This window comes from Sphingomonas sp. BK069 (assembly GCF_014193405.1).
Lineage (GTDB): Bacteria > Pseudomonadota > Alphaproteobacteria > Sphingomonadales > Sphingomonadaceae > Sphingomonas.
Genome location: NZ_JACHZH010000001.1, coordinates 1,260,356 through 1,278,268, shown reverse-complemented (window position 1 = coordinate 1,278,268; position 17,913 = coordinate 1,260,356). Strand labels below are relative to the sequence as shown.

The window sequence follows — 17,913 nt, the reverse complement described above, 5'->3', positions numbered from 1 at the left end:
CGGATTCGTTCTAGCGCATACGGGCGGTCGCGGCGGCGTCCCGCGGGCGTAATCCCGAATCGCCGCCCGGTCGCGACCACGGCTTTGCTAGGATCCCGCCGACCGGGGGGACTGAACATGCCGATGACCGCAGCGCGATTCTTCGCGGCCGATCCGAAGGAGATCTGGCCCGCGCAGGAGGACAGCTTCTTCAACGAGCTGCGCACCAACAATGCCACCTACAAGACGACCGCGCACGATCGCTTCGCCGATCTCGACGCCGCCTGCATCGCGCTGCTGCGCCAGTCAGCGCGACCGATCCGCGAGGTGCTCGACATCGGTGTCTCCTCGGGCACGACCACGCTGGCGCTCTACGACCGGCTGCGCGAGGCGGGCATTGACGCGCGCGTGACGGGGACCGACCGGTCGGTCAGCGGGCATCTCGTCCGCGTGCTCCCGGGAGTGCGGACGCTGCTCGACGACGGCGGCGCGCCGATCCAGCACGATCTGTTCGGCCTGCCGGTGCGCCCGTGGTTCCGCCGCGCCGACCGCTACACCGGGATGCGCGGCGTACGCAGCGCGCTTAACGCCACGCTCGGCGGGCGCGCGCGGCGGCTGGTCGCGGCGGGCGCCTCCGGTGCCAGCGCGGTGCGGCTCGTCAGCCCGCGGCTGGCCGAGCGCCCGCGCGTGACGATCGAGTGCAACGACATCTTCGCGCCGACCGCGGCCTATCACCGCCGCTTCGACCTGGTGCGCGTCGCCAACCTGCTCCATCCGGGCTATTTCAGCGTCGAGCAATTGCGCCTCGGCATCTCACATACGGTGAGCTACCTGTCGGGCCCCGGCGCGTGGCTGCTGCTGGCGCGGACGCTCAAGCGGCGCCACGTCGCGACGCTGTTCCGCGTCTCGGACGACGGTGCGCGGCTCGAGATCGCCGATCGCTTCAACGGCGGCGCCGAAGCCGAGTGGCTCGCGCTGGAGGCACAGCTGCCCGCCTGGAACAAGTGAGTGACGACGGTCTGTTTCCCGTTCGTCGGTGACCTGATCGGCGGCAGCCACGTCTCGGCCGCCGGGCTGATCCGGCGGCTCGATCGCGCGCGCTACACGCCGCTGGTGCTGTTGCAGCATCCCAACGGCGCAATGGCGCGCTTCTTCGCCGAGGCCGGGATCGCGACCGAACCCGCGCCGCTGTCACCCGAGATGGTGCACGGTCGCGCCGTCTCGCCCGCCGGGGCGGCGCGACTGGTCGCCACCTCGCTGCGGCTGCGCGATTATCTGCGCGCGCGCGGGATCGGCATCGTTCACAGCAACGACGGGCGCAGCCATGCGACCTGGGGACTGGCCGCCAAGCTCGCGCGCGCGCGGCTGCTGTGGCACCACCGCGGGGCGCCCGATGCGATGGGGCTGCGCATGGTCGCGCCGCTGCTCGCCGACCGCGTCGTGTCGGTATCGGCCTTCTCCGCGCCGAAGCCGGGGCGCTACTCCGCCGCGGCGCGCACGCGCGTGATCCGTAGCCCGTTCGACCATCACATGCAGCATGACCGCGCCGAGGCGCGCGCCGCGCTGGCCGCGCTGATCCCGCCGGGCGGGGGAACGCGCTACGTCGCCTATGCCGGGGTGATGATCGAGCGGAAGCGCCCGCTGCTGTTCGTCGACGCGATCGCCGCGCTTCACGCGCGCCGGCCCGAGCTCGACGTCGCCGGCGTGATGTTCGGCGAGGCGCTCGACGGCATGGACGAGCAGGTGCGCGCGCGCGCCGCCGCCGCGGGGGTGGCGGATCGGATCCACCTCCTGGGTCACCGTACTCCGGGCGGCTATTGGCTGGCGGCGAGCGACGTCCTGATGGTCCCCGCGGTCGACGAGCCGTTCGGCCGCACCCTGGTGGAGGCCATGCTGGTCGGCACGCCGGTGGTGGCGACTCGCTCGGGCGGCAATGTCGAGGCGATCGCGCACGAGCGCACCGGACTGTTGGTGGCGGCGGAGGACGCCGACGCGCTCGCCGACGGCTGCGCGCGCGTGCTGGGCGAGCCGGCGCTCGCGGCGCGTATCGCGCGCGACGCCGCGACCGACGCGCGCGCCCGCTTCGGCGAGCAGGCGCATGCCGACGCGATCATGGCGGTCTACGACGAGATGCTGGCCGCCGGCGCCAGGTAGAGCGTACCGCTGCCGTAGCGATCGCTGAGCCACGGCAGCACGATCCGGCGGTATCGGCGCGACCGAGCGAAGGATGCGAGCGGCCCGTCCAGCTTGCCCTCGAAGCCGACCAGCACCGCCGCCGGCGGCGACGCGGCGAGCAGCTCGTCGATCGTGGTCGGCGATACCCAGTTCGCGTAGTGCTGGCGCTGCCTCAGTGGCACGTAATCGCCGACCCGGTACACCAGCGGCCCGGTGGCGAGTGCCGCGGGCACCGCCAACCCGCCCTCGACCGCGTAGAGCGGTGCCAGCGTCGCGATCGTCGCACCGCGGCGCTCGGCGCGGAGCAGGGCGGCGAGCCGCTGCCCCTGATCGTGCGTCACCGTGCCGGTCCAGCGCGCGCTGCGCACCGCGTCAGGCCAGCCGAGCGCCAGCCGCGGCGCCGACAGCAGCAGCGCGCCGAGCAGCAGCAGCAGCGCGGCGGCGCGGGAGCGGCCCTTGATCCGGCCCGCCAGCGTCACCGCCAGCGCGATCGCGAAGGGGACCGGCGGCGCGTAATATTGCGGGAAGGCGGGACTCGGCACGAAGGAGACCAGCACGCCGCCGAGGAGCAGCGCGACGATCAGTCGATGCGGCCAGCGCACCCGCGCCGCGCCATAGCCGCGCAGCCGCCACGCCGCGGTCGCCGCGAGCAGCAGCGCGGCGGCGATCAGTCCGGCGGGCGAGACCAGCCACACCTTGGCGGCGAGCACGAGCTTGCCCGGCAGGTCGAGGATCTTGGCGCCGTCGAGGTCGGCGTTGGCGGTCCAGTAAGCGACGTGGGGGCCGCTGTGGTAGCCGAGCACGTGCGTGACGAAGCCGCCGGGGTCCTTCGCCAGGTAGATCAGCGGCGGCAGCGCGCCGACGATCCCGCCCGCGACGAAGGGCAGGGTCACCCGCCGCATACGCGTCGCGGCCCGCAGCCGCGCCGGTGCCAGCAGCGCGGCGAGCGCGAACGGCGGCAGCGCGAAGACGTAATTGGCCTTGAAGCCCGCGGCGACGCCGAGGCACAGCCCGCTCGCCGCGACGAGCAGCGGCGCGGGGACGTCGCGGTCGGCGCCGGCGATCAGCAGGTAGGTCGCCATCAGCACGAACGCGAGCGGCAGGAAGTTGTTGGTCACCAGCATCCCCGCCGGGCCGAGCAGCAGCGGGTGGGTCAGCAGCAGCAGCGCGGCCAGCGCCCCGAGCGGCCAGGAGCGGGTGAGCCGCCGCACCAGCAGCAGCATTGCCGTCGCCGCCACCAGCCAGCCGGCGAAGATCGTCAGCCGCCCGGCGAGCAGCACCTGCTCCGCCCCGGTGACGCGCAGCACCGCGTGCATCAGTAGCGGCAGGTTGGGCAGGTTGTTGAAGCCGTAGTCGTCGTAGAGCCGGCCGTGCGCCAGCATGGTGGCGATCGGCAGGTACATCTGCTCGTCGTGCCGCAGCGGGTAAGTCATCAGCCGGCCGAACAGCCCGACCAACGCGAGTCCGATCGCCACCATCGCCGCGGGCAGCGCGCGCGATCGCGTCGCCACGCCTGCGCGCGCCGGTATCATCGCCGCGGCCACACTCGCCATTCATCCACCCCCGACCCCGTGTCTGCCCTGATCGTATCGGATGTCTCCGCGGGACGAAGCGCGCGGGCGGAGCGGGCGCGCGATCATTGGGGGTAGCCGGCGTCGATCGCATTAGCCCGGTTGCGCCGGGCTTTACCCGCCTGACCGTGCGACTTCGCGGGCGGGATCTCGCATCCTCGCCGCGGGGACGAAAGGTTGGGGGCAGCCGATGGACGACGGGACGACTCTGGCGATGGCGGAGGTGCGGGTTGACGCCCCGGCGCGATCCCGCCCGCTCGTCGTCGATCTCGATCACAGCCTGGTGCGGACCGACACGTTGCACGAGTGCCTGGTCACGCTCGCCTTCCGCTATCCCCGGCGGGTCCCGACGGTGGCGCGCGCGCTGGGTCAGGGCCGCGCTGCCTTCAAGCGTGCCGCGATGCTTCACGCCGGGCTCGACTGCGAGGCGCTGCCGCTCGATCCGGCGGTGGTCGAGGCGATCGCGCGTCGGCGTGCCTCGGGCGGCGAGGTTCATCTCGTCACCGCCGCCGACCAGCTCATCGCCGATGGCGTGGCCGCCGCGACCGGGCTGTTCGACAGCGCCACGGGCAGCGACGGCACCGCAAACCTCAAGGCAGAGGCCAAGGCCGAGGCGCTCGCACGAAGCTTCCCGAACGGCTTCGACTATGTCGGCGACAGCCTGGCCGACGTTCCCGTGTGGCGTCGCGCGGGTGTCGCGCTGCTGGCGGGGGACCGGCGCGGCGTGGCGCGGCGGCTCGCGCACGAGCGGATCGTGCCCGAGTTGCTGCCGCGCCGTTCAGTGCGCGCACGCGACTGGGTGAAGGCGCTCCGCCTTCACCAGTGGAGCAAGAACCTGCTCGTGCTCGCGCCCATCGTGCTGAGCCACGAGTTCCTCGCGCCGGCCCTGCTGTTGCAGGCGATCGCCGCCTTCGTGTTGTTCGGCGTCGTGGCCTCGGCGACCTATCTGATCAACGACCTTGCCGATCTATCGGCCGACCGCCGCCACCCGAGCAAGCGCTATCGCGCGCTCGCCGCCGGCCTGATCCCCCTCGCTACCGCGGTGCCGCTCGCCGCGGGGTTGCTGAGCGCGGGCCTGATCGGCGGCTGGCTTCTCGCGCCGGCGTTCGGCGCGACACTGTCCTGCTACGCCGCATTGACCTTGCTCTATTCCTTTCGGCTCAAGCGCGAGCCGCTGGTCGACGTCGCCGCGATCGCAGCGCTGTTCACGCTGCGCGTCGTCGCCGGCATGGTGGTGATCGGCCACCCCGTCTCGCTGTGGCTGGCGACCTTCACCGCGACGCTGTTCCTCTCGCTCGCGCTGGCGAAGCGCTCGGCCGAGCTGGTGCAGGCGGCGCGCAGCGGGCGGCCGGTGCACGGTCGCGGCTATCTGCCCGGCGACGAGCCGCTGACGCTCGCGCTCGGCGTCGCCGCCGGCGTCGTGTCGGTGCTGGTGATGGTGATGTACATGTCGGTCGACGCGATGCCGAGCGGGCTCTACGCGCTCGACGGCGCGTTGTACGTGATCCCCGCGGTGCTCTGCCTATGGGTCATGCGCGTCTGGCTGCTCGCGCACCGCGGCGCGCTCGACGACGACCCGGTGATCTTCGCGCTGCGCGACCGGGTGAGCTGGTGGCACGCCGGCGCGGTGGCGGGGCTGTGGCTCGTCGCGGTGGGAGGACGGGTCGCGTGACGCTGGCGCTGTTCGCTCTCATCGTCGTCAGCGTCTCGCTCAACGCGCTCGCCCAGGTGGCGCTGCGCAAGGCGATGACCTTCCGCGCGCTCCCCGCGCTGTCCGAGCCGATCGCGCTCGGGACCAGCCTCGTCGCCAACCCTTGGCTGTGGGCGGGCATGGCCTGCTACGCCGCCAGCATCGGCCTGTGGCTGGTGGTGCTGAGCCGGACCCAGGTGAGCGTCGCCTATCCGATGCTGTCGATGGGCTATGTCCTCGCCGCCGTGCTGGGCGTGCTGTTCCTCAGCGAGACCGTCGGGCCAGCGCGGGCGGCCGGGATCGCGCTGATCTGCCTCGGTGTGCTCGTCGTGGGGAAGACGGCGTGACCCGCCGCCACGTCATTACCGGTGGCGCCGGCTTCCTCGGCGAGCGCCTCGCCGCCGCGCTCGCGGCGCGGGGCGAGCGGGTCACCGTGTTCGACCAGGTCGCGCCGCGCACCGCGATCGACGAGGTGGTGCTCGGCGACATCGCGAGCACCGACGACCTCGCGCGACTCCGGCTCGGCCGCGACGACGTGGTGCACCACCTCGCCGCGCGCCAATTCCACGGTGCGGTGCCGCGGCATGACCGCGACGGCTGGTTCGCCGCGGTGAACGTCGAGGGCACGCGCGCGCTGCTGGCGGCGATGCGTGCGGCCGGGACGCGCCAGCTGCTCTTCGTCTCGACCGACATGACCTATGGCGTGCCGGTCCACACCCCGGTGCCGCCGACGCACCAGCAGGTGCCGATCGGACCATATGGCCGCAGCAAGGTGGGCGCGGAGCGGCTGATCGCGGCCGCGGCGGACGAATTTGGTTTGCGCGCCACCGTCTTCCGCCCGCGCCTGATCGCGGGGGCGGGGCGGCTCGGCATCCTCGCCAAGCTGTTCCGGCTGATCGCGCTGGGGCTGCCGGTGCCGATGATCGGGAGCGGGCGCAACCGCTACCAGATGATCGCGGTGGAGGATTGCGTCACCGCGCTGATCCGCGCCGCCGACCGCGGGTTGCCGCCGGGGCCGTTCAACCTCGGCTCGAGCGAGCCGCCGACGGTGCGTGAGCTGCTGCGCTCGCTGATCGCGCGCGCGGGCTCGCGCTCGGTCGTGCTGCCGACCCCCGCCAGGCTGGTGCAGCGCACGCTGGCGACGATGGACGCGGCCGGCGTCCCGCTGCTCTACCCCGAACAGTTCGCGATCGCCGACGCGGACTATGTGCTCGACACCGCCGCGACGCGCGACGCGCTCGACTGGTCGCCGAGCCGCCGCGACGCCGACATCCTGTTCGACGCTTATCACCATTTCCGCTCGCAGCCCGCGCGCGGGCACGACGCCCCCGCGCTGTCGCTCGCCGCGCCGAGCCGCGGCATCAGCTAGGAGCGCGCGCGTGGGTTCGGCCTCGGTCGTTGGTAAGGGAGCGCGCGGCGAGCATGTCGTGGCCGCGCATGGGCTCCGCGGGCTCGCCTCGGCGATGGTGGTGTTCGCGCATATCATCGGCGGCCCGGCGCGCCACGTCTACGCCGACAACGCGGCCTATGTCGCGCTCACCCGCGCGCCCTGGCATCTCGCCACCTTCGGGGTCATGCTGTTCTTCGTCATCAGCGGCTTCGTCATCCTGCCGAGCGCGCTGCGCTACGCCCCTGGCGAGTTCGCGCTGCGGCGCGGGCTGCGCCTGTACCCGCTCTTCGCGGTGCTGTCGGTGCTGTTCGTCGCGCTCAACGCGGTGACGAACGCCTATCCCAAGATCAACACGCCGCTGGCGGTCGTCGCGGGCTTCACCTTCACCAACCTCTTCACCGGCACCGACCAGCTCACCCCCAACGCGTGGAGCCTGAGCTACGAGGTGATGTTCTACGCGCTCACCTGCGCGGTGGTGACCTTGGCGGTGAAGCGGCGCGACCGACTGACGGGGGCACTGGCGGTGACGGCGGCGCTGGCCTTCGTGCTGGCCTTCCCGATCGCGCTTTACTTCGTCGCCGGTGTCGCGATCCGGCTGCTGCGCTGGCGCTATCCCGACGGCAGCCGCGCGACACGCTGGGTCGAGCTGCTCGCCTTCGCCGGCATGACCGCTCTGGCGAGCCGCGCACATTACGAATATTGGTGGCGCGACTTCCGCGACCCTGTCGTGGTGCCGCTGATCCTATTAACCGCCACATATTTCTACTGCGCGGTGGCACCGGGGAGCTGGACCGAGCGGCTGCTCGGCAACCGTGTCTTCGGCTATCTCGGCACGATCAGCTACAGCCTGTACCTGGTCCACCCTTATATCTATCTCGCGCTGCGCAAGCTGTTCGTGCGGCACGGGCTGTTCACCGACTACCTGCTCCACTCGATGCTGCCCTTCGCGCTGCTGGTCGCCGGCGGGTCGCTGGTGGCGAGCCATGTCGTCCATCTCTGGCTCGAACGCTGGCCCTACGAGCGCTTCTTCCGCCAGCGCATCTACCGCGCCGACCGGATCGCGCGCGGTGACCCCGCGACCGACGCGACCATGACGGCGCAGCGCGCGTGACCGCCGTCGCGCTTCCGTTGCCGCGGACGCAGGCCGCGACCGGCGCCGAGGTGCCGCGGCCGATCATCCTCGCGGTGGCGCTGTCCTCCTACCTGTCGTGGCGGCCCTCGCTCGACATCATGTTCACGCTGAGCGACCTGCTGTTCCTGCTCGGCCTCGGCCTGCTCGCCTCGCGCCACCGCCTGCCGCTGCAACCGTTCGGCGCGCTGCAGCCGGCGTGGCTGATGTCGTTCACGGTGATGATGGCGGGGCTGCTGGTCGCCTCGCTCGGCGCGCGCGACCCGTCGCGCTGGCTGATCGTGGCGATGCAATATGCCTTCGCCTGGGTGGTGCTGCCCTTCGCGATCGCCGGACATGGCCGCGAATACGCCACCACGCTGGCGCGCGCGCTGGTGGCGGGGATGGTGGCGATGGAGGCGTTCGGCATCCTCATCTACGTCTCGTTCCAGGCCTCCTTCGAAGTCGCGCGCAAGGTGCTGGGGCTCGACTTCCTCTCGGGCAATCGCCGGCTCGGCGTGTTCGCCACCGATGCCAATTGGAACGGCGCAGCGATTGCGATGACCCTGCCGTTCGTCCTGTTCTTGTGGCGCGCCGGGCGGCTGCGCACCGCGGCAATGCTGGTCGCCTTCGCGGTGCTGCTGGTGTCCTTGCTGCTGACCGCCTCCTTCACCGCTTTCTCCAGCGCGGCGATCGGTCTGGCGATCTTCGGCGTGATCGCAGGCATCCGGCTGCCGCGCTGGGTGGTCGGCGGGCTGTTCGCCGCCGCGCTGGTGGTGAGCCAGACCGGGCTGATGCTGCCCGAGACCTTCAACAAGCGAGTCGCCGGCGCGATCGAGAACGGCGACATCAGCGAGGCCGGGACCTTCACCGGCCGCGTCGCGCTGATCGACGACGCCTGGTCGATGATCGAGCAGCACCCGTTCAGCGGCGTCGGCGTCGATCAGCATCGCGTGATCAGCAAGCTGAAGGCGCCGGTGCACAACATGTACCTGCTGGTATGGGTCGAGGGGGGGCTGGTCGCACTGCTCGGCTGGCTCGGCATGCTGGTGGTGCTGGTGATGGTGGCGCTGTCGACGCTGCGGCGCGAGCGCGACGTCGCCGGGCTGGTGCTGGCGGTGCTGGTGACCTTCCTGATCTTCTCGGCCGCCAGCCCGCACATGTACGCGCGTCTCTGGTCGGTGCCGGTGATCCTGTCGCTGGCGATGGCGCACGGGGGTGCGGTGCGGCGGACGCCGCGAGCGGTGGCCGCGCTGGTCTCGCGCCGCGCCGAGGCGTGAGATGACGCGGATGCGAGCCCTGCTGGTCGCCGCGCTGCTGCTGCTCGGCGCGCTGCTGCTCCCCGCGATCGAGGGCGGGGTCGCGGTGCCAGCGGCGGCGGAGGAGAGCTTCCCGGTCGACTGCGACACCAGTGATGCGCCGCACGCGCTGCCTGCCTTCCCCGGCGCGCAGGGTTTCGGCCGGTACGCGCGCGGCGGCCGCGGCGGGCGCGTGATCGCGGTGACGACGCTCGCCGACGCGGGGCCGGGCTCGCTGCGGGACTGCGCCGAGGCCAGCGGCGCGCGCACCTGCGTCTTCCGGGTCAGCGGCACGATCGTGCTGCGCGACTGGATCAAGGTGACGCAGCCGTTCCTCACCATCGCCGGCCAGACCTCGCCGGGCGGCATCGCGCTGCGCAACGGTGCCTCGGGCAATGCGCCGATGCTGGTGCGCACGCACGACGTGGTGCTGCGCCACTTCCGCCTGCGCCCGGGCGCCTCGCCGCGCGCATCCGACAACGTCGACACGATCCAGATCAGCGGCGGCGCGCACGACGTGATCCTGGATCACCTCTCGACCTCCTGGCCCACCGACGAGGGGATCAACATCGTCGGCGCCGGGCATGAGAGCGGTCGCTGCGGCCAGACGCGCAACGTGACGGTGCAATGGTCGATCCTCGCCGAGGGGCTCAACCAAGCCAACCGCGGCCCGCACAGCCGCGGTACCTATTTCGGCTATGGCGCGCACGCGGTGACGTTTCACCACAATCTCATCGCCAGCAACGTCCGCCGCAACCCGCTGGTCAACCTGCGCGGGCAGTTCGACATGATCGACAACGTGATCTTCAACTCGGTGCGCTACAACGCCGAGCTGTACACGCGCTTCGGCGACCTCGACGTCAACGCCATCGGCAACAGCGCGATCATGGGCCCCTCGTCCGAGGCGACCACGCAGCTCTATTTGCTCAACTACTTCCGCGACTATCCGGCGCGCTTCCGCATCCACCTGCGCGGCAACCTCGACGTCCACCGTCCAGAGGACCGCGGCGACGAGCGGCTGGTGCTCGAGCCCGGCGACTGGCGCTATGTGTCGACGGCGCCGATCGGCACGCTCTCGATGGCGGCGGCCGAGATCGACGACGCCGGCACCGCTTACCGGCGCATCGTGGCCGCGGTGGGAGCGACGCGGCCGCGCCGCGACGCGGCCGACGCGCGCGTCGTCGCCGGTCTGATCGCGTGCCGCGGCGCGGTGCTGGACGATCCGGCGCAGGTCGGTGGCTGGCCTGCGCTCACCGGCGGCGCCGCGCCGGCCGATCGCGACGGCGACGGCATCGCGGACGAGTGGGAGCTCGCGCACGGCCTGTCGCCGACCAACCCGAACGATCGCAACATGCTCGGGGGCGACGGCTATACCAAGCTGGAGGCCTATCTGTCGGAGCTGGCTGGCGATCGCGCGACCATGACGGTGCAGCCGTCGCTGGTGCCGCGCCCGGCCTGCGGTCGCGCGATCGCCGACCCGGGGCCGCTGCCGTCGATCGCCCTCAGCGCGAATCCCGCGCAGGTCGGGATGGGCGGCGCGGTGACGCTGCGGTGGAGCGGCGAGAACATCCGCTCGTGCAAGCTCGACGGTGCGGCGGCGGGCGAGACGGGTGCGCGCGTCGTTCGGGTGAAGGCGACACGCGCCTATGAAATCGACTGTATCGGCCGCTACGGCGGTGATGCGATCGACTCGGCGCTGGTCACCGTGCGCTGAGGCGGACTACTCCTTCGGAGCCATCCCGCGCCCCGATACCCCACTTACCGCGATACCGCTTCGGACCTAATCTCCCGTCGCCGGTCACGCTGGGGGCGGACGGCGCTTTTCGGGGGAGGGGCGTATGGCAAACGGCGCATTCACGAGCGCGGGTAGCGAGTTCCGCGTCAACTCGACGTGGGCAGGGGTGCAGACCGACTTGTCCTTTGCCGCACTGGCAGACGGGGGCTTCGTCGCGATCTGGACTGACCTGAGCGGCAGCGGGGGCGATTCGTCGGGCACCAGCGTCAAGGCGCAGCGCTTCGACTCGGCCGGCGTCGCAGTCGGCGCCGAGTTCCTGATCAACAGCGCCACCGGCAACAACCAGGACCGGGCCAGCGTCACCGCACTGAAGACCGGCGGCTTCGTGGTGACGTGGAGCGATGCCAGCGGGCTCGGCGGGGATGCCGATCGTGGCTCGGTCAAGGCGCAGATCTACGACGCTGCGGGTCTGCGAGTCGGCGGCGAGTTCCTCGCCAACACCACCACCGTGGCGGGACAGTCGGACTCGACCATCACCGCACTCGCGGGCGGCAATTTCATTGTCAGCTGGGTCGATGCCAGCGCGACCGCGCCCGACGCCAAGGGCAGCGGCGTGCGCGCGCAGATGTTCTCCGTCACCGGCACCAAGATCGGCGGCGAGTTCCTGGTCAATAGCACCATCACCGGCAGCCAGGTCGCACCGGCGCTCGCCGGGCTGGCTTCGGGCGGCTTCGTCTCGACCTGGATCGACTATAGCGGGCTCGGCGGGGACTCGAGCGGCACGTCGATCAAGGCGCAACTCTTTACCAGCGCCGGCGCCAAGCTGGGCGGCGAGCTGCTCGTCAACAGCACGACGCTGGGCGCGCAGGACCAGCCGGTGATCACCGCGCTCGCCGGCGGCGGCTTCGCGATCGTGTGGCGCGACAACAGCGGACTCGGCGACACCAGCGCCTCGGGGCTGCGCGGCCAGATCTTCGATGCCACCGGCGCTCGGACGGCCAGCGAATTCCGCGTCAACACCACCACCTTCAACGCGCAAGACCAGCCGAGCATCGCCGCCACTGCCGATGGGGGCTTCGCGGTGAGCTGGCGCGACAACAGCAACATCGCCGCGGACGCCAGCGGCTTCGGCATCAAGACCCAGCTGTTCGACGCGCTGGGGCAGAAACTGGGCGGCGAGTTCCAGGCGAACGAGGTGGTGAGCGGCAATCAGGAGATGCCCGCGGTGACGGTGCTCGCCTCGGGAGCGCTGCTGGTCGGCTGGACCGACTACAGCACCGCCTCAGGCGACGTCGACGGCGGGCTTAAGGCGCGGCTGTTCGCGCCGACGACGCCGGCGATCACCGACATCGAGGTGTCGCGCAACGCGCTCTCCGAGACCGAGGTGGAGAACAGCATCGTCGCGGTCTTCTCGGGCGTGGGCGCGCTCAACGCGAGCTACAGCTATCGCCTGGTGGACGATTCCACCGGCGGCGCCTTCGCGATCGAGGGCAACAAGCTGATCGTCGAGGACAGCCTTGCGCTCGACTACGAGACCAACCCGGTCGTCTCGATCACGGTGCGCGCGACCGACACGTTCGGCGACACGTTCGACAAAACCTTCACCTTCGGGCTGACCGACGCGGTCAACGAATATCGCTATTCCGGCGCGCCCGAGGTGCTGGCCAACACCAACATCGCCGCGAGCCAGCTCGCCCCCGCGGTGGCGACCCTGGCCGACGGCCGCTCGGTGATCGTCTGGACCGACGGCAGCGGCGTCGGCGGCGACTCGAGCTCGTTCGGGATCAAGGCGCAGCTCATCGCCGCGGACGGCAGCAAGATCGGCGGCGAGTTCCGCGTCAATGCGCAGACGCTGAATGCGCAGGACGCCCCGGCGGTGACCGCGCTCGCCTCGGGCGGCTTCGCGGTGACCTGGAGCGATGCCAACGCCGGCAGCGACGGCTCGGCCAGCTCGGTCAAGGCGCAGCTGTTCGACGCGAGCGGCGCGGCGGTCGGTGGCGAGCTGCTCGTCAACACTGCCACGCTCAACGCGCAGAAGGCGCCGGTGATCGCCGCGCTGGCCAACGGCGGCTTCGTCGTGTCCTGGACGGACGCGAGCCTGCAGGGCGGCGACGCCAGCGCCACCAGCGTCAAGGCGCAGGTGTACGATGCCGCGGGCAATCATGTCGGCGGCGAGCTGCTCGTCAACACCGCCACCAACGGCGCGCAGGACTCGTCGGCGGTCACCGGACTTCAAGGCGGCGGCTTCGTCGTGACGTGGCGCGACGGTAGTTTGCAGGGCGGCGACGCCAGCAAGGACGCGGTGAAGGCGCAGCTGTTCGGCAGCGATGGCAGCAAGATCGGCGGCGAGTTCCTGGTCAACACCGAGACCGCGGGCTCACAGCAGGCCCCCGTGGTGGCGGCGCTGTCGACCGGTGGCTTCGCGATCGCCTGGGCGGACAACAGCTCGCGCGGGGGCGACGCCGATTATTTCGGGATCCGTTTCCAGTTGTACGACGCCGCCGGTGGTCGAATCGGCGGCGAGACGCTGGCCAACACGACAACGCTCGCGGGTCAGCTCGCGCCGACCATCACCGCGCTCGCCGGCGGCAATTTCGCGATCGGCTGGGCGGATTACAGCGGCGTCGGCGCCGAGGGCGGCACCGCCGGGGTCAAAGCGCAGGTGTTCGCCGGCGACGGCACCGCGGTGGGCGGCGAGTTCCTGGTCAATCATCAGACGCTCGGCAGCCAGGTCGATCCGGCGATCACCGGCACCGGCGACGGCGGATTCCTGGTGAGCTGGACCGATTACGGCGGTCAGGGCGGCGACGACCAGGCGACCGGCGTCAAGTACCGGCTGTTCGACCCGCTCGCCTCGCAGGGCACGCCGCCGGTGCTGATCGCGCGCGCCGACACGGTCGCGGCCACCGAGGACCAGACCACGGTTATCGCCGCCGCCGCGCTTCTGGCGAACGACACCGACTCCAACGGCGCGCCCTTCGCGCTGACGGGGGTGGCGGCGCTGTCGGGCGGCACCGCCGCGATCAACGCCGACGGCAATGTCGTCTTCACGCCGCTGGCCAACTTCGCCGGCACCGCGCTGCTGACCTACACGATCGCCGACAGTGCGGGTGAGTCCGCGATCGGGCGGGTCAACGTCCAGGTCGCCAACGTCAACGACGCGCCGGTGGCAGCGGCGGACCAGCTCTCGATCGACGAGGGCGCGACGAGCATCGCCGCGGCCGCGCTGCTCGCCAACGACCGTGACATCGATCCGGGCGACACGCTGCGCCTCACCGCGGTCGCGGGCACCACCGCCGCCGGGCTGGCGCTGACGCTCGCGGGCACGACGATCCAGGTGGCGACTCCCTCGAGCTACCAGGCGCTGCGTGCGGGCGAGACGGTAGTGGATCACTTCGACTATACCGTCGCCGATCGCGCGGGGGCGACCTCCACCGCCTCGGTCACGCTCACCTTCGTCGGCGCCAACGACGCGCCCTCGGCGCTGACGCTGGATCGCGCCCGCGTCGACGAGAATGCCGCGGCGGGCACGATCGTCGGCACGCTCAGCGGCTATGACGTCGATCACGACGAGACGCTGCGTTACCGTCTGGTCGACGACGCCGGCGGCCGGTTCGCGGTCGACGCGACGACCGGCGCGGTGACGGTCGCGAACGGCGCGCTGCTCGACTATGAGACCGCCACCTCGCACCTGATCCAGGCGCGAGTCACCGACGGGGCCGGCGCGACCTTCGACGCCAGCTTTACGATCTCGCTCAACAATCTGCCCGAGCCGAAGAGCTATACCGGCAGCAACAGCGCCAATACCTTCATCGCGCCCACCAACGACCTGTGGACCATGCACGGGCTCGGCGGGAACGACGTGCTGACCGGCAATGCCAGCTCCGACGTGCTGTATGGCGACGCCAACAACGACATATTGGACGGCGCGGGCGGGGCCGACCTGCTGTACGGCGGGATCGGATCCGACACCTTCTACGTCGATGACGTGGGCGATCGGGTGATCGAATATTACGGCGAGGGAACCGATCTGGTCTACACCAGCGTCGACTTCACGCTGGAGGCCAATGTCGAGCAGCTCACCATGCTGGGCAGCGCCAACCTGAGCGCCACCGGCAACGACTTCGCCAACACGATGACCGGCAATGCGGGCGACAACGTCATGCGCGGCGGGCTCGGCGGCGACCTGCTGATCGGCATGGAGGGGAACGACACGCTCTACGGCGAGGCCGGCGGCGATTATCTCCAGGGCGGGGCGGGGGCGGACACGCTCGTCGGGGGCGCGGGCAGCGACGAACTGATCGGTGGCGCGGGCGCGGACCGCTTCGTGTTCGACTATCTCGGGGCGGCGAGCGAGCGCGACACGGTCAAGGACTTTGTAACGGGCGAGGACAGGCTGGTGCTCGCGGGCGCGGTCTTCACCGCTTTCGCCGGGCGCACCGGCGCGATCACGGCGTCCGAGCTGGCGATCGGCGCCGCGGCGACCACCGCCGACCAGCATCTCGTCTACAACCAGGCCACCGGCGCGCTCTATTATGACGCGGACGGCGCCGGCGGCGCGGCGATGGTGCAGATCGCGCTCCTGTCGACCAAGCCTGTGCTGGGAGCGACCGATTTCCACATCATCTGAGCCGCGCTCGATCGTCTTCGTGCTCGCCGGACTCGGTGCCGGCGGTGCCGAGCGCGTCGTCAGCCTGATCGCGGCCGCGCTGGTGCGCGGCGGCAACGAGGTGACGGTGGTGAGCTTCGACCGCCCCGCTGACCCGGTGTTCCACGCCTTTCCCGCGGGCGTCCCGCTGGTTCGGCTCGGCCTGCCGCCCGGATCGGCGCCCGGGCCGCTGCTGGTCGTGCGCCGCGCCGCCGCGCTGCGCGGGACGCTGGGCGAGCTCCGCCCCGACGTGGTCGTCTCGTTCCTCACCAAGATCAACGTGGTGGCGCTGCTCGCCTCGCTCGGCCGACGGCACCGGCTGATCGTGTCCGAGCGCAACAACCCGCGCGCGCAGCCGGCGAACCGCGGCTGGGGGATGATGCTGCGCGCGCTGCTGCCGCGCGCCGACGCGATCGTCATGCAGACACGCGCGAGCCTGAGCCTGCTCGACGCGCGTGCGCGGCGCCGCGCGCGCGTGATCGCCAACCCGATGGCGGTGCCCTTGCGCGAGCGCCGACCGGGTCAGACGATCGTCGGCGTCGGCCGGCTCGATCGCCAGAAGGGCTTCGACCTGCTGATTGACGCCTTCGCGCGTCTCGCGCCAGCGCATTCCGACTGGAAGCTGGTGATCTGGGGCGAGGGGCCCGAGCGCGCTGCGCTCGAGGCGCACGTCGCCTCGCTGGGGCTTGGCCAGCGCGCCACGCTCCCCGGCAACAGTGCGGCACCGGGCGGCTGGCTCGACCAGGCGGAGGTGTTCGCTCTGTCGTCGCGCTACGAGGGCATGCCCAACGTGCTCGGCGAGGCGATGGCTGCCGGTGTCCCCGCGGCGGCCTTCGCCTGCGCCTTCGGCCCGGACGAGATGATCGCGCACGGCGAGACCGGGCTGCTTGCCCCCGCGGGTGACGTCGCCGCGCTCGCCGCCGCCCTGGAGACATTGGTGGCGGACGCCGCGCTGCGTGAGCGGATCGGCGCCGCGGCGAAGGCGGCATCGGCGCGCTACGCACCGGCCGCGATCACCGCCGAGTGGCGCGCGTTGATCAACTCGCTGCTCGGCGCGCGTGCCTCAGTAGGTGAGTCGCAACCCGAGCGTCGCGGTCCAGCGGCTGAACCGCTCGATCGGCTGGTCGGCATCGCGCCGGGTGAAGCTGCCGTTGCCCAGCACGGCTAGGTGGCGGTTGAGCAGGTAGGTGCCCTCCAGCTCGGCGAAGCGGAAGCGCTGGTCGCGGTCGATCGCGCCGCGATAGGCGATGTCGCGGATGCCCACCGCGGCGCGCGCGAGCACGTTGTGGCGCAGCTCCTGGTCGATCGCCAGGCTCAATCGGGTATCGACTCGCCCGATCGCACCCGCGCGGATAGTGGCCACGTCGCCGCGAAAGGCGTCCAGCGTGATCGCGGTGCGCACGCGCGGCTGCCAGGTGAGCTGCCCGCTCGCGGCGAGCCCGGAGAAGGCGCGGAGCGTCGGGTCGGACGGGTCGGAGCGGAAGGCGCCGATCCCGAGCTCGCCCTGCACGCGGGAGCTGACGTCGAACGAGACGCCGGCGAGCGCGCCCGCGGTCGAGGCGTCGCGGTCGATCCCGTAGCGATCGACCCGGAGCCGCGCGTCCCGCCGTACGGCATAGCCCTGCAGATACACGCTGGTGCGTCCGCTCACCGCATAGGAGCCGCGCAAAGCGACGCGGTAGACGGCGAGGTCGCGATCCGCGTCGGCGACGGGGAGGAAGTTGTAATTGGTCGCGGTCGCGCTCGCGAGCATGCCGAGCCGCGCGCCGGTGAAGCGATAGTCGAGCCCGGCCTCGGCGGCGTCGATGAGCGTCGGCCGGCGCCCGGCGCCGAAGTCCGCCTCCGGGTCGCTGCGCCGTTGGTAACTGCGGTCGAACGAGGCACGCGCGCGGATCGACTGGCGCGGCGCGACGTCGCCGCGCCAGTCGGCCAGGCCACGGAAGGTGGTGACGTTCTCGCGGTCGTAGCGCGCATAGCGGATGAGGTTGGCGTTGGCGGCGAGCCGCAGGTCGCTGCTCGTCGTCTGGCGACGCCCCTCCAGCGCGGGCTGGAGATTGAACACGACGTCGCCGATCTCGCCGGTCCGCGTCGCGAAGATGTTGTCGTTGTAGGTCGCGCCCAGATCGACTCGCGGCGTCACCACGATCCCGCCGAGCGTCAGGGTGCGCGGCTCGTAGCCGGGGCGGGGCAGATCGGCGATGGCGGTGGAGCGCTGCGGGTCCGCGGGCGACTGCGCGCAGCACATCGCCCCGCCGGCGGTGAGCAGCACGCAGCGCAGCAGCCTCAGCGACACGGCGGCGCTCCCGCCCCGTACGATGC

Annotated in this window: 12 protein-coding genes; 10 read left to right on the top strand and 2 right to left on the bottom strand. The window is 71.5% G+C overall.

The features are described 5' to 3' along the window. The first annotated feature begins 123 nt into the window (after positions 1-123). Together FHY02_RS06265 and FHY02_RS06260 are read left to right on the top strand one after the other, a co-directional pair. Complete coding sequence (locus FHY02_RS06265) at positions 124-987, top strand: hypothetical protein (RefSeq protein ID WP_260172649.1); 864 nt, start codon at positions 124-126, stop codon at positions 985-987. Further along, positions 988-2,133 carry a glycosyltransferase family 4 protein gene (locus FHY02_RS06260; RefSeq protein ID WP_183920957.1) on the top strand — a complete coding sequence of 382 codons (1,146 nt, stop codon included), beginning with the start codon at positions 988-990 and terminating at the stop codon, positions 2,131-2,133. Here the strand turns inward: FHY02_RS06260 and FHY02_RS06255 are convergent. Then, positions 2,100-3,707 carry a hypothetical protein gene (locus FHY02_RS06255; protein ID WP_183920956.1) on the bottom strand — a complete coding sequence of 536 codons (1,608 nt, stop codon included), beginning with the start codon at positions 3,705-3,707 and terminating at the stop codon, positions 2,100-2,102. The genes FHY02_RS06260 and FHY02_RS06255 overlap by 34 nt on opposite strands. Before the next feature lie 208 nt (positions 3,708-3,915). On the opposite strand from FHY02_RS06255, the gene FHY02_RS06250 reads away from it, so the two are divergent. The 8 genes from FHY02_RS06250 (at position 3,916) to FHY02_RS23270 (ending at position 16,762) form a co-directional block, all read left to right on the top strand. Then, positions 3,916-5,397 (top strand): UbiA family prenyltransferase, encoded by a 1,482-nt coding sequence (locus FHY02_RS06250; RefSeq protein ID WP_183920955.1) that lies wholly within the window; start codon positions 3,916-3,918, stop codon positions 5,395-5,397. Beyond that, positions 5,394-5,762, top strand: coding sequence for an EamA family transporter (locus FHY02_RS06245; protein WP_183920954.1), 369 nt, complete (start codon positions 5,394-5,396; stop codon positions 5,760-5,762). Before FHY02_RS06250 ends, FHY02_RS06245 begins: the two co-directional genes overlap by 4 nt. Then, positions 5,759-6,784, top strand: coding sequence for an NAD-dependent epimerase/dehydratase family protein (locus FHY02_RS06240; RefSeq protein WP_183920953.1), 1,026 nt, complete (start codon positions 5,759-5,761; stop codon positions 6,782-6,784). Before FHY02_RS06245 ends, FHY02_RS06240 begins: the two co-directional genes overlap by 4 nt. Positions 6,785-6,794: 10 nt before the next feature. Next, positions 6,795-7,916: an acyltransferase gene (locus FHY02_RS06235; RefSeq protein WP_183920952.1), complete on the top strand. Its 1,122-nt coding sequence runs from the start codon at positions 6,795-6,797 to the stop codon at positions 7,914-7,916. Continuing rightward, a complete protein-coding gene (locus tag FHY02_RS23275; protein ID WP_183920951.1) occupies positions 7,913-9,193 on the top strand; it encodes an O-antigen ligase in 1,281 nt (426 codons plus the stop codon). The genes FHY02_RS06235 and FHY02_RS23275 overlap by 4 nt, the downstream gene beginning before the upstream one ends. A gap of 1 nt (position 9,194) precedes the next feature. Further along, positions 9,195-10,925 (top strand): hypothetical protein, encoded by a 1,731-nt coding sequence (locus tag FHY02_RS06225; protein ID WP_183920950.1) that lies wholly within the window; start codon positions 9,195-9,197, stop codon positions 10,923-10,925. A gap of 124 nt (positions 10,926-11,049) precedes the next feature. Beyond that, on the top strand, positions 11,050-15,576 hold the full coding sequence (locus FHY02_RS06220) for an Ig-like domain-containing protein (RefSeq protein WP_183920949.1): 4,527 nt from the start codon (positions 11,050-11,052) through the stop codon (positions 15,574-15,576). Positions 15,577-15,595: 19 nt separating this feature from the next. Further along, positions 15,596-16,762, top strand: coding sequence for a glycosyltransferase (locus FHY02_RS23270; RefSeq protein WP_311731784.1), 1,167 nt, complete (start codon positions 15,596-15,598; stop codon positions 16,760-16,762). Here FHY02_RS23270 and FHY02_RS06210 read toward each other — a convergent pair. Then, positions 16,658-17,887: an outer membrane beta-barrel protein gene (locus FHY02_RS06210; RefSeq protein ID WP_183920947.1), complete on the bottom strand. Its 1,230-nt coding sequence runs from the start codon at positions 17,885-17,887 to the stop codon at positions 16,658-16,660. The two genes, FHY02_RS23270 and FHY02_RS06210, sit on opposite strands and share 105 nt — an antisense overlap. Between the last annotated feature and the right edge of the window lie 26 nt (positions 17,888-17,913).